Origin of the sequence: Streptomyces sp. ME19-01-6, assembly GCF_033793745.1 — a bacterium.
In the GTDB taxonomy this organism is placed as follows: Bacteria; Actinomycetota; Actinomycetes; order Streptomycetales; family Streptomycetaceae; genus Streptomyces.
This window is the reverse complement of record NZ_JARAXF010000008.1, coordinates 180,813-197,791: the sequence shown is the minus strand read 5'-3', so window position 1 is coordinate 197,791 and position 16,979 is coordinate 180,813. Positions and strand designations below refer to the sequence as shown.

Here is a 16,979-nt window from a genome sequence, read left to right as displayed (position 1 = left end):
TTGGCGCACCGTGCGGGCGGGACTGAGGAGCCGCGCAGTGACGAGGGAAGCCCGCGCGTCGGAGCGCGACGGGACTGAGCGGGAGGGAGGGGCATGAGCAAGGAGCCCATCGCCGTCGTCGGGGTCGGCCAGACCAAGCACACCGCCGCCCGCCGGGATGTGTCGATCGCCGGGCTGGTCCGCGAGGCCGCCGTACGCGCCCTCGAGGACGCCCAGTTGACCTGGGCGGACATCGACGCCGTCGTCATCGGCAAGGCGCCCGACTTCTTCGAGGGCGTGATGATGCCCGAGCTCTACCTCGCCGACGCGCTCGGCGCGGTCGGCAAGCCCATGCTGCGGGTGCACACCGCGGGCTCGGTCGGCGGCTCCACCGCGCTGGTCGCCGCGAACCTGGTGGCCGCCCGCGTCCACCGGACCGTCCTCACCCTGGCCTTCGAGAAGCAGTCGGAGTCCAACGCCATGTGGGGGCTCTCCCTGCCCGTCCCCTTCCAACAGCCGCTGCTGGCCGGGGCGGGCGGCTTCTTCGCCCCCCACGTCCGGGCCTATATGCGGCGGACCGGCGCCCCGGCCACCGTTGGGTCGCTCGTCGCGTACAAGGACCGCCGCAACGCCCTGCGCAACCCCTACGCCCACCTGCACGAGCGGGATCTGACCCTGGAGAAGGTGCAGGCCTCCCCGATGCTGTGGGACCCCATCCGCTACTCGGAGACCTGCCCGTCCTCCGACGGCGCCTGCGCCATGGTGCTCACCGACCGGGCCGGCGCGGCCCGTGCGCCCGCCGCGCCCGCCTGGGTGCACGGCGGCGCCATGCGCAGCGAGCCGACGCTCTTCGCGGGCAAGGACTGCGTCTCGCCGCGGGCCGGTCAGGACTGCGCGGCCGACGTCTACCGGCAGGCCGGGATCACCGACCCGCGCCGCGAGATCGACGCGGTGGAGATGTATGTGCCGTTCAGCTGGTACGAGCCGATGTGGCTGGAGAACCTGGGCTTCGCCGCCGAGGGCGAGGGCTGGAAGCTCACCGAGTCGGGCGTGACCGAGATCGGCGGCGATCTGCCGGTCAACCCGTCGGGCGGGGTGCTGTCCACCAACCCCATCGGAGCTTCCGGGATGCTCCGCTTCGCCGAGGCCGCGCTCCAGGTGCGCGGGCAGGCGGGGGAGCACCAGGTGGAGGGCGCGCGCAGGGCGCTCGGGCACGCCTACGGGGGAGGGTCGCAGTTCTTCTCGATGTGGCTGGTGGCGGCCGAGCCCCCGGCCGGCTGACCGCGCTGACCGCGCCGCGGGCCGGCCCCCGCCGGATATCTGCCGTCGTCCTGCCGTACGCCCGCGTGTGCGGTGGCGTCCTTCTTTCGCGGCCTGTGCGGCACCGGTCGCGATCGCTAGGGTGGGGCGGGGACGACGATCCGGGAGGAGCCAACCACGTGGCCGAAACCACCACCGAACTGCCCCTGGCAGGCAGCGCCGAGAAGCCCGACCTCGATCTCACCACAGCCCAGTGGAGGTCGAGCAGCCAGGGCGTGGGCGATGTCGAGATCGCCTTCGTCGAGGGCTATATCGCCATGCGCCACGGCCGCCGGCCGCAGGACCCGGCCCTGATCTTCTCCCCCGCCGAGTGGCGCGCCTTCGTGATCGGCGCGCGCGACGGCGAGTTCGACCTGACCTGAGCCGAGGCGTCTCGGGGCCGAGGCGTCACGGGGCGAGCTGTCCGAGCACCTCGGGCAGCTCGCCCTCGTACACGACCGTCAGCCGCCGTGTCACCCGCGTGATCGCCACATACAGATCCTGCCCGCCCTTGGGGGACTGGGACCGGATCCCGGCCGGGTCCGCGACCACCGCGCGGTCGAACTCCAGCCCCTTGGCCTGGGCCACGGTCAGCAGCACCAGCGGGGAGTCCAGCGCGTCGGGCCGGTCCCCGAGGACCGCGCCGGGCAGCGCCCGCGCCAGCGTCTCCACGGCCCGGTCCGCGGCCACCACAGCGAGCCGGCCGCCGTCCCGCCCGGCCAGGTCCGCCAGGTCGGCCTCGACGGCCCGCGCCACCTCGCGCTCCAGTCGGCCCCGGGGGGCCCGTACGGCCACCGGCCGCCGCCCTTCCCGGCGTACCGACTCCGGGGCCGAAAGCTCGGGTGCCACCTCGGCCAGCACCTCCGCGGCCAGGTCCATCACCTCGGCCGGGGTGCGGTAGTTGACCGTCAGCCGCTCCTCGCGCCATCCGCCCCGGGTGTACGGATCGAGCATCTGCCCCCAGGAGGTGGCTCCGGCCGGGCTGCCGGTCTGGGCCACATCGCCGACCACCGTCATCGACCGCGTGGGCACCCGCCGCATCACCATCCGCCAGGCCATCGCGGACAACTCCTGCGCCTCGTCCACGATCACATGGCCGAAGGCCCATGAGCGGTCGGCGGCGGCCCGTTGCGCGGTGGTGCGCACCGGCCCGGTGTCCAGGTGGCGGGCGGCGAGGGCGGCGGCGTCGACCGGGGCGGGCCCTTCGTCCTCGCCCTCGTCCAGGCCGACGATCCGCAGCACCTCCCGCGCGTAGCGCTCCTCCTCCCGCCGCTCCTCCTGGGCCGCCCGGGCCCGGGCCCGGGCGGCGGAGTCGTCGGTGCCCAGCAGCTCCGCGGCCTCGTCCAGCAGCGGTACGTCGCCCACCGTCCACGGCGCGTCCGGCGCGCGCAGCAGCGAGGCCCGCTCGTCGTCGGTCAGCAGCGGCGCGGCCGAGCGCAGCCTCTCGGAATCCGAAAGCAGCTCCGCGATCAGCTGTCGCGGGGTGAGCGGCGGCCACAGCGCGTCGAGCGCCGCGCGGACCGGCGGCTGTGCCCACAGCTCCGCCGGGCCGTGGCGCAGCTCCTCCTCGTCCAGCGGCCGTCCGTGCTGCCGCGCCCGCTCCCGTACGAGGGCGTGGAGCAGGTCGAGCACGAAGCGCTTGCGGGCCACGTTGTGCGGCGCGCGCAGCGCCTGTGCGCGCTTCCGGGCGCGTGCGCACGCCTGCCGGGTCAGCCGCAGCGACCGCGCCTCGTCCTCCAGCGGGACGTCGACGGGGCCCCCGGGCAGTACCTGCAGGTCCCGTACGGCGGCGGCGATCACCTCCACCATCCGCGGGTCGCCCTTGACGACCGCGGCCCGCGCCCCGTCCTCGGCCGTCGCAGACACCCCGGGGAACAGTCCGCCCAGCGGGGTGAGTACCACGTCGGTCTCGCCGAGGGAGGGCAGCACCTGGCCGATGTAGTGCACGAAGGCCGCGCCCGGGCCGATGACCAGCACGCCGCGGCGTGCCAGCGTGTCGCGGTAGGTGTAGAGCAGATACGCCGCCCGGTGCAGCGCGGCCACGGTCTTTCCGGTGCCCGGCCCGCCCTGGACGACGAGCACCCCCTGGAGCCCGGACCGGATCACCCGGTCCTGCTCGGTCTGGATGGTGGCCACCACGTCCGTCATCCGGCCGGTACGGCCCCGGCGCAGCGCGGCCAGCAGCGCGGCCTCGCCGACCAGCCCGCGCCGCTCGGCCTCGCCGATGCCGTCGAGGTCGAACACCTCGTCGTCGACGCCGGTCACCCTCCGGCCCCGCGTGTGCAGATGGCGGCGGCGCACCAGGGTGCCGGGGGCGGTGGGGGAGGCGGCGTAGAAGGGGCGGGCGGCCGGAGCCCGCCAGTCGACCAGCAGCGGCTCGTGCGCCTCGTCGCGCAGCCCGATCCGGCCGATGTAGTGGCTGGCGCCGCCCGCGTGGTCCGCGTGGTCGATCCGCCCGAAGCACAGGCCGCCCTCGACCCCGTTGAACCGGGCGATGTTCCGGGCCTGTTCATCGGCCCTCACCTCGCGCTCGACCAGCGCCTGGCGTGTTCCGCCGTGCGCGCCGGCGCGCAGCACCGTGCTCAGGGCTTTCTCTTCCCGCTCGCGCAGTGTCTCGAGCCGTTCGTACAGGGCGGTCACATATCTCTGCTCGGTGCGCAGGGCCTGAGCGAGGGCTGAGGGGGTGGACGGGACGGAGGGGGCTGCTGCGGCGGCTTGACGGGCTTTCATAGCGCTGATATACTCCCGTTATGGCGACTTCTGTTTGGTGAAGTTCGCGCATCAAGTGATGGAGCGTATCAGCTTCCGTGCCCGAACGGCCCATCCGCGGGCCGAACGGCGCCGAATTGGTCCTCAGGTGAGCACGGCACAGCCCCTTTCCCTGAGTGCCCGCAGTGGCCGCATTTCGTCTCCTCGCTCCTCGAATCCGTTCCAGCGCAGATCGAGCTTCTCCAGGGACGGCAGCTCCGCGATCCAGTCCGGGATCCCGCGCAGCCGGTTGCTCCGCAGGTCGAGTTGGCGCAGCTGCGGCAGCGAGCGCAGCGGCTCGGGCACCGATTCCAGGGCGTTGTCCCGCAGTTCGAGGTGGCGCAGCCGGGTGAGCGCGGTGAAGGCGGCAGGCAGGGATGTGATGCGATTGCCGCGCAGCCACAGCTCCCGCAGCCGGCCGAGCCGCCCGATCGACTCGGGCAGCCCGGCCAGCTCGTTGTGTTGCGCGCGCAGCTCCACCAGGCCCGCCATGTCGCCGATCTCCGGCGGCAGTTCAGCGATCCGGTTCTCGCCGACATTGAGATACCCCAGCCGGTCCAGTCGGCCGAGCTCGGGCGGCAGCCGGGTCAGGCGGTTGTCGTGCAGATACAGATACCGGGTCAGGCCCCGCAGTTCGCCGAGCTCGCCGGGCGCTTCGGGGAGCTCGTTGTGCCCCAGGTCGAGCGTGTGCAGCCGGTGGAGGCGGCCGATGCCCGGGGAGAGGCGGGTGAGTCCGTTGTCCGCGAGGATCAGCACCCGCAGCCCGGTGCGCTCCCATACGTCCTCGGGTACCTCGCCGAGGCCCGCCTTCCAGAGGTTGAGTACATCCGTCATGAGGCCGGACTCTATGAGCCGACCGGGCGCGATCTAAGGCCAGGGGCGGAGGTCGGGGAGCGGGGCCGGGTCGCTGTCCAGTGGGCCGGTGGGGGCGCGTCCGGCCAGCCACGCGGTGAGATCGGTCAGCCGCCCCCGTACGGTCAGCGGTTCGCCCGATCCGTAGGCGCGCCGCTCCGGCCCGTCGGTGGCCTCCAGGGTCAGTCGGGTCTCGAGCGGCGCGCGCGGGGCGAGGAAGTCCAGCGCGTGCGCGCAGAAGTCGCGCAACCAGTCGCCGGGGCCGTAGCCGAGCAGCGCGTCCGCCGTGTGGATCTCCAACTCCCGCCACCAGCACAGCAGAACGCCCCGCACCTGCCCGTCGCGGTAGCGGACGGGCCGCTCCCAGTCCCGCGGGCCCACCGCGGTGAAGGCGCCCTCCGCCTCTGTGAGGGCCTCGGTCACGGTGTGCCGCAGCTCGTCCGCCGAGCGCTTCGCGCCCGCCTCGATCGCGGCGTCCCGGGTCGGGCGGCCCCCGTCGTACACCTCGACCAGCTCGCCCCGCATCGCGAACCTGGCCTGCCGGGCGAGCGCCGACCCGACGCCCCCGATGTGTGCCAGCACATGCGCGCGGCTCCAGCCGGGCAGCGCGCTCGGCTCGTGTGCCGCGGCCTCGGTCAGGCCGTCCAGCAGGGTGCGCAGCCGCTGGTGTCCGGCGAGTACGGCGGCGACCACCCGCGCCGCGCCGTCGGCGGCCGTGCCCGCGTCTGTGTTCGTGTTCGTCTCGTCCATGCGTCCCCCAGGGGCTAATGGTTGGATCGGGAGGCTACCATTAACCCCATGTCCGATGACCGACTCGCCCTCGCGCTCGCCGTCACCATCCGCCACGACGGGAACGGCGGGGCGGCCGACGACCTGACCGCGCCCGAAGGGCTGACCGCCTGGGTGCGCGAGCTGGCCGAGCCGCTGCGGGACGCGCTGGACGCCCAGGACTTCACCGCGGACGCGGCCGCGCTCGACGCCGTACGCGATCTGCGCGCCGCCGTCCGTGCCCTGTTCGCCCGCGCGGTGCGGCCCGGCCCGCCGAGCTCCGCCGACGCCCACCGGCTGCTACCCGAAGAGCTCGCCGTGACACGGCTGAACGCGGCGGCGGCCCGGGCGCCCGGTGCCCCGCGCCTGGAGTGGCCCGAGGGCGGTGCCCCCGTGGTCCGCGCCGCCCGGCCGCCGGGCTTCACCGACGCCGACCGGCTGGTGGCGGCGCTCGCCCGCGACGCCATCGGGTTTCTCGCCGGGCCGGAGCGCGAGCGGCTGCGGGCCTGCCCCGCCCCGCGCTGTGTGCGCTACTTCGTCAAGGACCATCCCCGCCAGGAGTGGTGCAAGCCGTCCTGCGGCAACCGCGCCCGCGTCGCCCGCCATCACCGCCGCCACCGGGCCGAGTCCTAGAACGGAGTCCTGGAACGGAGTCCTGGGACAGAGCTGGAGCCGGCAGGACTTGGCCGTCAGGACGCCGGCGCCACGCACATGCCGAGCCCCGCCCAGGGCCGCTGCCGCCCGCGGCTCACCGCCGCGATGCCGCGCTCGTCGTACCGGGCCGTCTGGTACGACCACGCGAGATTGCCCCGCATCACATGCCGCATGCCGTCCACGTAGTGCGTGACGTGCCGCAGGGTGTCCGCCCCGACCCCGGCGAGGAGCGCGGGCAGCCGCGCGGCGGTCTCCTCGAACCACCGGTAGCGGGCGTCGGCGAGGCCGGCGATATGCCCCACGGCCTCCTCCAGGGTCCCGCCCGTGAGCTCCCGCTGGACGATCACGCTGTTGTGGACGTCCCCGGCGGCCAGCTCCTTGGCGAGGGAGACGATGTCATTGGTGAAGACCACCACATCGTCGGTGGCCTCCCGCATCCGCACGAGCGGGAAGCCGCCGTGCACCGCCTCCGGCAGGGCGTATCCGCCGAACCGCTCGTTGAGGTCCAGGCACGGCTGCACGCCGATCGAGTGGCGGCGCAGGGCCAGCACCGCCTCCACCGAGCGCGGGCGGCTCCCGGTGCGGCCCAGCGCCTCGCGGTGGTAGGAGTGCAGATACTCCATCCAGTGGTGGCGGAAACGTTCCCGCCATGCCCGCGGCCTGCCGTGGTGAATGCGCCGCCACAGGTCGCGGAAGCTCTCGACGAGAGGGCCGCCGGGGGTGTGCCCGGTGGCCCTCCCGGCCGGCGCTTCCGCCTCCTTTGTCGCCCGGACGATGGCGTCCAGCAGCCGTGACACCTCCCGGGGACGGCATCCCAGCTCCCCGTCGAACTGGTCGTCGAAGACGAAGTACCACCCGCACAGGTCATTGGCCAAGGCCAGGTCGGCGCCCGTCTCGCCCGGGTAGAAGTGCGCCGCCAGCAGATCGAACCGCAGCGCGTCGTACTCCGCCACCGACGCGTCCCCCTGGAAGACCCCGTACCGCGACAGCCACTGGATGGTGTGCCGCCGCGCGGCCTCGGCGTCGGGGCTGATCAGATCGGCTGCCGGGCAGCCGAAGAGCGCCGCCGGCCGGGCTGACGGTGGTGGTGGTGAACCTGCCGTGTCCATGGTCCGTATCCGCCCCCTCAAGGACATACGGGACCGCGTCGGCGCCAGGGACCGGCCCCCTCCGCGCCACGGTCCTCGCTGCACCCGGACATGGTGGCGCGGCCCCTGGCCCCTTCGATAGGGCGCCTGTCGAATTGGCGTGTGCCAATGGCAATGCCGCCAGAAAATTCCCCCCAACGGCGCTACGGAGCGTCCCGGGCGGGCTACGCTCAGCTGTACCTGCCGAAGGGGTACGAGCGTGGCGGAGAACATGACACGACAGGGCCGGGGGCGCCGGACGCTGCTGGAGCGGGAGTCCGAACTCAGCGCGGTGGACGTCGCGTTGACCGAGCTGTGCGGGGATCCGGCCGACGAGCCGGCCGGGCCGCGCACCGGCGGGGTCATCGCGTTCGCGGGGCCCGGCGGCGCCGGCAAGACCGCGCTGCTCGGCGAGGTCCGGCGGCGGGCCGCCGCCCGCGGCTGCACGGTGCTCTCCGCGCGCGCCGGCGAGCAGGAGCAGGGCGTCGCCTTCCACGTGGTGCGCCAGCTCTTCCAGCCCGTGCTCGCGGCGACCGGCGAGGAGACCCACCGCAAGATCCTCGGCGGCTGGTACGACATCGTCGCGCCCGCCGTGGGCCTGGTGGTCTCCGCCGACGGCGGTTCGCCCGACCCGCACGGGGTGCGGGACGGCCTGGACTGGCTGGTGACCCGCTTCGCCGTCCAGCAGGCCCCGGTCGTCATGATCCTGGACGACGCCCACTGGGCCGACACCGAATCCCTCGACTGGCTCATCCGGTTCGCGCCCCGCGCCGTGGACCTGCCCATGCTGCTCGCGGTCGGCTACCGCCCCGAGGAGCTGTCCGCCGACGCCGCCGCGCTGCGGGGGCTCACCGAGCGCCAGGGATCGCGGCCCCGGCCGCTGGCGCCGCTCACCCCGGGCGCGGTCGGCCGGATCGTGCGCGAGGTGCTCGGCGCGGAGGCGGACGAGTCCTTCTGCCGCGAGTGCTGGGCGGTCACCGGCGGCAACCCCTTCGAGGTCGTCGAGCTCACCGCCAAGGTCCGCGAGCGCGATCTGAAACCGCAGTCGGTCAACCTCACCCATCTGCGCGAGCTGGTCTCCGCCAAGGACAGCGGCCTCAACGACCGGCTGACCCGGCTCGGCACCGCCGCCGTCCGGCTCGCCTGGGCCGTCGCGGTCCTCGGCAGCGAGGCCACCCCGGCCCTGGCCTCGGATGTCGCGGGCCTGTCCACCACCGAGATCGCCGAGCTGGCCCCACGGCTGGCCGACGCCCGCATCTTCGCCCCGCCGCGCCCGGCACCGGAGGATCGGCCCTGGCGACCGCCGACAGGAGACGAAGCGCTCCCGAGGCCGGCCGAGCCGAAATCGCTGGAGTTCCTCCATCCGCTCATCGCCACCGCCGTCTACCGCGCGATCCCGGGCGCCCTGCGCGTGGCCATGCACGGCAGCGCCGCCGCCACGGTCCTGGCCGCGGGCCGTGGCTCCGGGGCAGCCGGCCGGCATCTGCTGGAGCTGCACCCCGAGGCCGACCCCTGGGTGGTGCGCCATCTGCGCGCGGCCGCGCGGGAGTACCTGCGGGCCGGCGCGCCCGACGCCGCGCGCCGCTGCCTCGCCCGGGCGCTGCGCGAACCGCCCTCGCTGCAGGAGCGGCCCGCCCTGCTCTACGAACTCGGCTGCGCCGCCCAGCTCAGCGAGCCCGCCGTCACCGTCAACCACCTGCGGGCCGCCCTGGAGGAGCCCGCGCTCGGCCCCGACCTGCGCGAGTCGGTCACCTACCGGCTGGCGCAGGCGTACGGCCACAGCGGCCGCATGGAGGAGGCCGCGCAGGTCGTGGCCGCCGGGGCCGGGCGGGCCACCAGCGCCCGCACCCGGCTGCGGATGCAGGCCGAACAGATCATGTGGAACATGTTCCGCGCCGACGGTCAGGACTCGCCCGCCCGCTCCCGCCGGCTGGCCCGGCTGGTGGACCGGCTCTCGGGCCGTGGCATGGCCGAGCGCTATCTGCGGGGCCTGCGCGCCTTCGACGCGATGACCCGCGGCGAACCGGCCGCCACCGCCCTGCGCTACGCCGACGAAGCCCTGGGCGACGGCCTGAGCTGGACCGACGACGAGTGGGGCTTCGAGGTGCCCATCCTGGTCGCCCTGACCTTCCTCCACTGCGACCAGCCGGGGCGCGCCGAGGAGCTGCTCGCGGACGGCGTCGCGGAGTGCGAGCGCAAGGGCTGGCGCGGCGCGCACCTGGCGTTCGGCCTGACGCTCCTCGGCTATGTCCGCTACCGCCGCGGGGCGCTCGCCGAGGCCGAGGAACTCGCCCGCGAGGGGTTGCGGATCGCCGACCTGGTCGGGCCGGAGACGCCCGCCCACTGGACCGCCGTCGGCACCCTCCTCGAGACCCTGCTCGGCCGCGGCCGCGTCGAGGAGGCCCACGAGTTCGCCGCCGAGCACTCCTGCGGCGGGAACGTCCTCCAGGCACTGCTGTGTCCGGACGCGCCGACCGTACGCGGCGAACTGCTGCTGGCCCGCAATATGCACAGCGAGGCCCGGCAGCGGCTCGCCGAGGTCGGCCACCGGATGGACCGGCGCGGTATGCGCAACCCCGCCTGGTGCCCCTGGCAGCTGCACCTGGCCCAGGCCCTGGCGCTCACCGAGCCACGGCAGGCCGCCGAGGTGGCCCGGGACGCGGTGCGCCGCGCCCGCCAGTTCGGTGCCCATTCCATGATCGGCCGGCCGCTGCACACCGCCGGCCTCGTGGCCCAGGGGCCGGAGCGGCTCAGGCTGCTGGCCGAGGCCGTCGACCACCTCGAACGCTCGCCGTCCGCCTACGACCTGGCCGTCGCCCAGGTCGACCACGGCGCCGCCCTGCGCCGGATCGGGCTGCCGCAGGAGGCCGGGGAGCGGCTCTACCGCGGGCTGGAGGGCGCGGTGCGGTGCGGGGCCGACGCGCTCGCGGCGCGGGCCCGCGACGAGCTGTCCGCCACCGGGCTGCGCCCGCTGCAGCTGCGCGCCGACCACGGCTCCCCGCTCACCTCGCAGGAACAGGCCGCCGCCGAGCGGGCCGCCCTCGGCTGGGCCGACGACCGGATCGGCGACGAGCTGGGCCTGGAGGAGCGCGAGGTGGCCCAGGTGCTGTCCGGCGTCTACCGCAAGGTGGGCACCGACCGCACCGGGCTGGCCAAGGTCCTGGGCGCCGCGTCCGGCCTCGCCATCGGTGCCCGCGTCCCGCGCCCGGTGTCCGGACGCTGACCCGGGCCGCCCGGCGCGCGCGTCCGTCGGTGCGGGGCCGTCGGCGCGCGTGCGCCGGTGCGCGGGCGGCGGCGTGGGGCAGCCGGTGCGGGGCCGCCGCCTTGCCGCTCCCCAGGGCGGATTCCGGCGCCGGGGCACGTACCATGTCCGCATGTCGTTCCTCCGCCGCCGCAGCCCTGCCACGCCCACCGGTCCGGACTTCGACGTCCTGGCCATGGACCCGGGGGACTGGCCCGGCGATCTCGGGGCCGGGCTGCTGCCCGCGCCCGACGGCAGCTGCCAGGGCGTCTTCCTGCGCTACGACCTGTTCGGCGGGCGCGGCCCCGCGATGATCATCGGGAATCTGCCCGAGGGGTCCCCGGCTCGCGAGCTGGCCGAGGGGCAGGTTCCGTTCGAGGTGACGCAGCTGCTGGCGGCCCTCGGAAACGACGAGCCGGTCCATGTGGTGGACACCGAGGACACCCCGGTCATGCACGAGGACAACCTCCTCATCGTCCGCCGCATCAAGCTCTCCGAGGGCCGCATCGCCTGTGCCCAGTTCGACCGCAGCGACGGTGTCCTGGTCACCATCGCCAGCTGGGACCGGCCCATCACCGACGACCTCTACCGGCTGCTCAAGCCGCTGCCCGCGGAGATGTTCCAGCAGGGCTGAGGCCCGACAGCACGGTCCGTCGCACCGAGGGGGGTGGCGATGCGGCTCCACCACGCACACCCGGACGAGACGTCCTCGTGTGACAGCTTGTGCGACACACTCTGGTACGACAGGCCCTCCGAGATCCCCCGGCAAGCGCTGGGCGGTGCCCCCTGGGAGAGCCAGGCGCTGCCCCTCGGCAACGGCACACTCGGCGCGACGGTCTTCGGCGGGCTCGCCCGCGAGCGCATCCAGTTCAACGAGAAGAGCCTGTGGACCGGCGGCCCCGGCGTGCCGGGCTATGACTTCGGCGACTGGCACGAGCCCAGGCCCGGCGCGCTGGAGGCGGTCCAGCGGCGGATCGACGAGGACGGCGCCGCCGACCCCGCCGAGGTGGCGGCCCGGCTCGGCCGGGCCAGGACCGGCTACGGCGCCTACCAGACCTTCGGCGACCTGTGGCTGGAGTTGCCCGGCGCGCCCGAGGCCCCCGACGGCTACCGCCGCGCGCTCGACCTGCGCAACGGCATCGCGACCGTGGTGTACACCGCCCAAGGGATGCGTCATCAACGGGAGTTCTTCGCGTCGTACCCCGATGGGGTGATTGCCGGACGGCTGAGCGCCGACCGCCCCGGCGCGGTCGGCTTCACCCTTCGCTACACCTCACCGCGCGCCGACCACCGGGTCACGGCCGAGGGCGGACGGCTGACCGTGCGCGGCGCCCTGGCGGAGGGCGGGCTGCGGTTCGAGGCCCAGGTGAGGATCGTGGCCCAGGGCGGCACCGTCACCGCCGGGGACGACGGAACGCTCACCGTCGCGGGCGCCGACGGCGCCTGGTTCGTCCTCGCGGCCGGCACGGACTACGCCGACACCTACCCCCGCTACCGCGGCGCGGACCCCCACCGGGCGGCCACCGAGGCCGTGGACGCCGCCGCGCGCGAGCGCTACCAGTCGCTCGTCGTACGCCATGTCCGCGACCACCGGAGGCTGTTCGACCGGATGTCCCTCGACCTCGGCGGGCAGGCCCCGGCCGAGGAGCCCACCGACCGGCTGCTGGCCCGGTACACCGGCGGCGACAGCCCGGCCGACCGGGCGCTGGAGACGCTGTACGTCGCGTACGGCCGCTATCTCCTCATCGCCTCCTCCCGGCCCGGCTCCGCGCTCCCGGCCAACCTCCAGGGCCTGTGGAACGACAGCACCGCCCCGCCGTGGTCCGGCGACTACCACACCAACATCAACCTCCAGATGAACTACTGGCCGGCCCACCTGCTGGGCCTCGCCGAGACCACCGAGCCCCTGCACCGCTTCATCACCGCCCTGCGCGCCCCCGGCCGCCGCTCGGCGCGGCGGATGTTCGGCGCGCGCGGGTGGGTGGTGCACAACGAGACCAATCCGTACGGCTTCACCGGCGTGCACGACTGGCCGACCGCGTTCTGGTTCCCCGGGGCCGCCGCCTGGCTCGTCCACCACCTCTACGAGCACTACCGCTTCACCCTCGACACCGGCTTCCTGCGCGAGGTGGCCTATCCGGCGATGCGCGAGGCCGCCGAGTTCTGGCTCGACTCCCTGCGCACCGACCCCAGGGACGGCACGCTCGTGGTGACGCCGAGCTACTCGCCCGAGCACGGCGACTTCACCGCGGGCGCCTCGATGTCCCAGCAGATCGTCCACGACCTGTTCGCCGCCACCCTGGAGGCGGCCCATGCGCTCGGTGACGACCCCGACGACCCCGCTCACCCCGCCTGCCCCACCTTCTGCGATGACCTCCAGCGCGCCCTGGACGCCCTCGACCCGGGGCTGCGCATCGGCTCCTGGGGCAGTTGCAGGAGTGGAAGGCCGATCTGGACGACCCGCAGGACGACCACCGCCACGCCTCCCACCTCTTCGCCCTCCACCCCGGGCGGCAGATCCAGCCGGGGACGCGCTGGGCGGACGCCGCCCGGGTGTCGCTGGAGGCGCGCGGCGACGGCGGCACCGGCTGGAGCAAGGCCTGGAAGATCAACTTCTGGGCGCGGCTGCGCGACGGCGACCGCGCACACCGGCTGCTCGCCGAGCAGCTGATCCACTCCACGCTGCCCAACCTGTGGGACACCCACCCGCCGTTCCAGATCGACGGCAACTTCGGAGCCGCCGCCGGAGTCGCGGAGATGCTGCTGCAGAGCCACCACGGCGTGGTGGATGCCGCGTCACGCTCGCGGCCCTCGGCGGCCACACCTACACCTTCACCGCACGCGGCTGAAGCGCGCCCGAAGCGAGCTCGCGACTACCGGTCGGAGCGCTCGATCCGCACATCGGCGGCCCGTACGAACGCCACCCGGTGCCCGAACTGGATCTGGTAGTACGTGTCCTGGCCCCGCACCACCTTGTGGCCGGCCGGGTCGAAGGTGGTCGCCCACAGATACTCGCCCTGGGTCTTCAGCCCCAGCGCGTACCGCTGCCCCGCGAGCAGCTTGTACGGCAGCGGCGAGACGGCCTGCACCGGCACACCCTCCGGGTACGCCTCCTGCTCCGGGTAGGCGCGGCCGTACACCGGCACGTCCGCCGCGCCGTCCTTGGGGGTCACGACCAGGCCCTTCCCGTTCACCGCGGTCGGCCGGCTCTTGGGGTTCTCGAACCAGGCCTTCTGCCCCAGGTACCAGATGGCCGTCCAGTCGCCCTGGTGCTCCGCGACCGCGAACCGCTGGCCGGTCGATGCGCGGGCGCCGGTGTCGTTGACACCGGTCGTGGAGTCCGCCCCGTCGGGGCGCAGGCCGATGTCCTTGACCAGCGGGGCGTCCGCGCTCGGCGCGGTGTGCAGCCGCACCGCGCCCGAGCCGTGCGGGGCGCACGGCTGTCCGGCGGTGTCGCAGCCGGTGTACACGGGCTGGTGGGTGTCGTAGTCGGGGCGGATGGTGACCAGCCCGCCGCTCGCACCCGCGGTGGCGTGGAAGGGCGCGCCCAGAAGGGTGAAGTAGTGGGCCCAGTCCCAGTACGGGCCGGGGTCGGTGTGCATCCCCTTGATGTTCGGGGTGGTGGTGCCGGGGACGTTGTCATGGCCCAGGATGTGCTGGCGGTCCAGCGGGATGTCGTACTTCCGGGCGAGATAGCGCACCAGCCGGGCCGAGGCGCGGTACATCGCCTCCGTGTACCAGGCGTCGGGGGCGGTGAGGAAGCCCTCGTGCTCCAGGCCGATCGACTTCGCGTTGACGTACCAGTTGCCCGCGTGCCAGCCGACGTCCTTGAGCGCCATGTGCTGCGCGATATGCCCGTCGGCGGAGCGCAGGGTGTACTGCCAGGACACATACGTCGGGTCCTGGATCAGCTTGAGGCAGACGTCCCAGGTGCCCTCGGTGTCATGGATGACGATGTAGTCGATGCTCTGGGACTCGGGGCGGTTGCCCAGGTCGTGGTTGCCGTAGTCGTTGTCGCCGAACTGCTCGTACGGTGCCGGGATCCACTCGCAGGAGACGCCCTTGGGAGCGTCGACGTTCGGATCCCGCGCGACGGACGGCAGCCCCAGCGCCCGCAGCTGCCGGGTGTCGGGGGACACCTCGGGCGCGGCCGGAAGCGAGACCGCCTCGCCCGAGCCCGTGGTACGCGCCGCGCCGCCGCGGATCACCTCGAAGACGTCGTCGGCGAAGACGGCGGCCGCCGTGGCGTTGTCGGAGCCGGAGTAGGCCGCCACCGCCGCGTACCAGTCGGCCGGGTCCTGGCTCTGCGGCAGTCCCAGCTTCTTCTGTTCGGCGGCCAGCAGGGCCGCGCCACCACGCACGTTGACCCTCTCGTCGCCGCGCAGCGCCTCGGGGGACAGCCCGGTCAGCTCGGCGGCCCGCTCCAGGGTGCGCAGCCGCGCGGGCAGCTGCCGCGGCTGGGGCACCTCGGTGCCGGGCACCTCAAGGGGGCGCGCCAGGTCGCCGCGCGCGTCCTCGGTGCCGTGGCTGTGGTGCGGTGTGCGGGTCAGGGCGGTGGTCGCGTCGGTGAGGTGCATGGGGCCGTAGCCGCCGGTGACGCTGGGCGCGCCGCCGTGGCCGTCCCAGCGCGACTGCAGATACGACACGCCCAGCAGTACGCTCAGCGGGACGCCGTACTCCTTTGCCGCGGCGGCGAAGGCCCGCTGCAGGGCGTCGCTCCCGGACCGGTGCTCATCGGCCAGGGCGGCCGGGGCCTCAGCCGCGAGGGGGAGGAGAAAGGCGGCCGACGCGGCGGCACCGGCCGTCCGCAGGGCGGTCCGTCGCGTGGGGCCGGACGCCGGTCTGTTCGGGTCGTGCGCGCTGTCCTGAGCGGATCCTCGCATTGCAGCCTCCTCTAAGACGGGCCGAGCGTGCGCTTGGTCGTGGGTGCACGGCCGAGCCCACCTAGAGGTATCCGGTGCCAGGCGATCCGTCAATCATGCTCGCCCGCCCAGGTGTTCGCACGTCAACGCCCGTGCCGCGGTTGCGCCCCTTTGTTGGAGCTCGGGTTGCCCGGCACGGGCGGACGGGCCTGCGGCGCGTCACTGGTCTGGACCTGTGACGCGCCCCCGCGGCTCAACGGGTCCCGACCGCGGCCCGCACGGCGCGCCGTGCGAGGGAGCAGTCGTCGTGCAGGCGACGCAGCAGCAGACGCTGCTCCTCACCGGCCCCGACCGCGCCCGGAGCCAGGGGGGCGGGGTCGTGCATGGTGCGCTGCACGGCGGTTTCGTACTGACGGATCTCCCGCGTCAGTACGAGCATCAGATTCACCAGGAAGGCGTCCCGCGCGTCGGGCCCCGCGGCCTGCGCCAGCTGGCTGATCTGGCGCCGCGGCCCCGGGGCGTCCCCGAGCGCGGTCCACAGCGTGGCCAGGTCGTACCCGGGCAGATACCAGCCCGCGTGGTCCCAGTCGATGAGCGCCGCCCCGGCCGGCGAGAGCAGGATGTTGTTCAGCAATGCGTCGCCGTGGCAGAACTGGCTCTGGCGGCCGGAGGTGTGCACGAGACCGCGCAGCAGCTTGCGCAGATCGCCCATGTCCCGGTCGGTGAGCAGCCCGAGCTCGTGGTAGCGCGTCAGCCGGGCCGCGTAGTCGATCGGCGCGTCGAACAGATCGGCGGGCGGCCGCCACAGATTGATCCGGCAGATGGCGCCGAGCGCGGCCCGCACATCGGCGCGCGGCGGCGGCTCGGTGGGGTGGCGCTGGGACGCCGCCACGCGCCCGGGCATCCGCTCGATGACCAGGGTGCAGTTGTCCGGGTCCGCCGCGATCAGCCGGGGCACCCGGACCGGCGGCCGGTGGCGTACGAACGCCCGGTACATCGCTATTTCCCGCCGGAACCGCTCGGCCCAGGCCGGGGAGTGGTCCAACAGGCACTTGGCGACCGCGGTGCTGCGGCCGGTGGTGCCGACCAGGAGCACGGACCGCCCGCTGCGCCGGAGCACCTGGACGGGGTTGAACTCCGGACAGATGCGGTGGACCGACGCGATCGCCGTGCGCAGCTGTGCTCCTTGCGGGCCGGACATGTCGAGTCTCCCGCTCAGCGGGCCGGGGCCCGGGGCCCGCCTCGCTCGCCCGCCGAGGGCGGGATCCAGGAACGGCCCGGCGCCGGGCGGCTGCCGACGGTACGGCCGGGGTGGGGCGGACACGGAGGACGATGCTGCGTACATGGACAATACAGATCCCTTCGCGTGCCGACGAGTCGCGCGCCTCCCGGCCCCGGGGTGAGACCGCACCCTGGGGAATGCGGTCCGCCGGGCCGGGTGGCGCGGTC

11 protein-coding genes and 1 pseudogene are annotated in these 16,979 nt (G+C 74.3%); 6 read left to right on the top strand and 6 right to left on the bottom strand.

Annotated elements, in window-relative coordinates; all coding sequences use genetic code 11:
- Window positions 1–93 precede the first annotated feature (93 nt).
- On the top strand, window positions 94–1,260 hold the full coding sequence (locus PV419_RS21125) for a thiolase domain-containing protein (RefSeq protein ID WP_319691142.1): 1,167 nt from the start codon (window positions 94–96) through the stop codon (window positions 1,258–1,260).
- Between the two features lie 158 nt (window positions 1,261–1,418).
- Window positions 1,419–1,661, top strand: a complete 243-nt coding sequence (locus PV419_RS21120) for a DUF397 domain-containing protein (protein ID WP_319691141.1) — start codon at window positions 1,419–1,421, stop codon at window positions 1,659–1,661.
- 25 nt (window positions 1,662–1,686) lie between these two features.
- Here PV419_RS21120 and PV419_RS21115 read toward each other — a convergent pair whose 3' ends face one another.
- The 3 genes from PV419_RS21115 to PV419_RS21105 form a co-directional block, all read right to left on the bottom strand.
- Complete coding sequence (locus tag PV419_RS21115; RefSeq protein ID WP_319691139.1) at window positions 1,687–4,008, bottom strand: hypothetical protein; 2,322 nt, start codon at window positions 4,006–4,008, stop codon at window positions 1,687–1,689.
- Window positions 4,009–4,131: 123 nt separating this feature from the next.
- Window positions 4,132–4,860, bottom strand: a complete 729-nt coding sequence (locus PV419_RS21110; protein ID WP_319691138.1) for a leucine-rich repeat domain-containing protein — start codon at window positions 4,858–4,860, stop codon at window positions 4,132–4,134.
- 33 nt (window positions 4,861–4,893) lie between these two features.
- Window positions 4,894–5,628, bottom strand: coding sequence for a maleylpyruvate isomerase family mycothiol-dependent enzyme (locus tag PV419_RS21105; protein ID WP_319691136.1), 735 nt, complete (start codon window positions 5,626–5,628; stop codon window positions 4,894–4,896).
- Window positions 5,629–5,676: 48 nt separating this feature from the next.
- On the opposite strand from PV419_RS21105, the gene PV419_RS21100 reads away from it, so the two are divergent.
- Complete coding sequence (locus tag PV419_RS21100) at window positions 5,677–6,279, top strand: CGNR zinc finger domain-containing protein (protein WP_319691134.1); 603 nt, start codon at window positions 5,677–5,679, stop codon at window positions 6,277–6,279.
- A gap of 56 nt (window positions 6,280–6,335) precedes the next feature.
- Here PV419_RS21100 and PV419_RS21095 read toward each other — a convergent pair whose 3' ends face one another.
- Window positions 6,336–7,409 carry an isoafricanol synthase gene (locus PV419_RS21095; protein WP_319691132.1) on the bottom strand — a complete coding sequence of 358 codons (1,074 nt, stop codon included), beginning with the start codon at window positions 7,407–7,409 and terminating at the stop codon, window positions 6,336–6,338.
- A gap of 250 nt (window positions 7,410–7,659) precedes the next feature.
- Here PV419_RS21095 and PV419_RS21090 point away from each other — a divergent pair, with 250 nt between their 5' ends.
- From PV419_RS21090 to PV419_RS21080, 3 genes and pseudogenes are all read left to right on the top strand, one after another.
- Complete coding sequence (locus tag PV419_RS21090) at window positions 7,660–10,650, top strand: ATP-binding protein (RefSeq protein ID WP_319691286.1); 2,991 nt, start codon at window positions 7,660–7,662, stop codon at window positions 10,648–10,650.
- Window positions 10,651–10,801: 151 nt separating this feature from the next.
- Window positions 10,802–11,302: a hypothetical protein gene (locus PV419_RS21085; protein ID WP_319691131.1), complete on the top strand. Its 501-nt coding sequence runs from the start codon at window positions 10,802–10,804 to the stop codon at window positions 11,300–11,302.
- A gap of 39 nt (window positions 11,303–11,341) precedes the next feature.
- Window positions 11,342–13,458, top strand: a pseudogene (locus PV419_RS21080) (glycosyl hydrolase family 95 catalytic domain-containing protein); the annotation flags it as partial.
- Window positions 13,459–13,541: 83 nt separating this feature from the next.
- Here PV419_RS21080 and PV419_RS21075 read toward each other — a convergent pair.
- Window positions 13,542–15,551: a peptidoglycan recognition family protein gene (locus PV419_RS21075; protein ID WP_319691129.1), complete on the bottom strand. Its 2,010-nt coding sequence runs from the start codon at window positions 15,549–15,551 to the stop codon at window positions 13,542–13,544.
- A gap of 232 nt (window positions 15,552–15,783) precedes the next feature.
- The gene (locus tag PV419_RS21070; RefSeq protein ID WP_319691127.1) at window positions 15,784–16,875 is read right to left on the bottom strand and encodes an aminoglycoside phosphotransferase family protein; all 1,092 of its coding nucleotides are present in this window, start codon (window positions 16,873–16,875) and stop codon (window positions 15,784–15,786) included.
- Window positions 16,876–16,979: the final 104 nt, after the last annotated feature.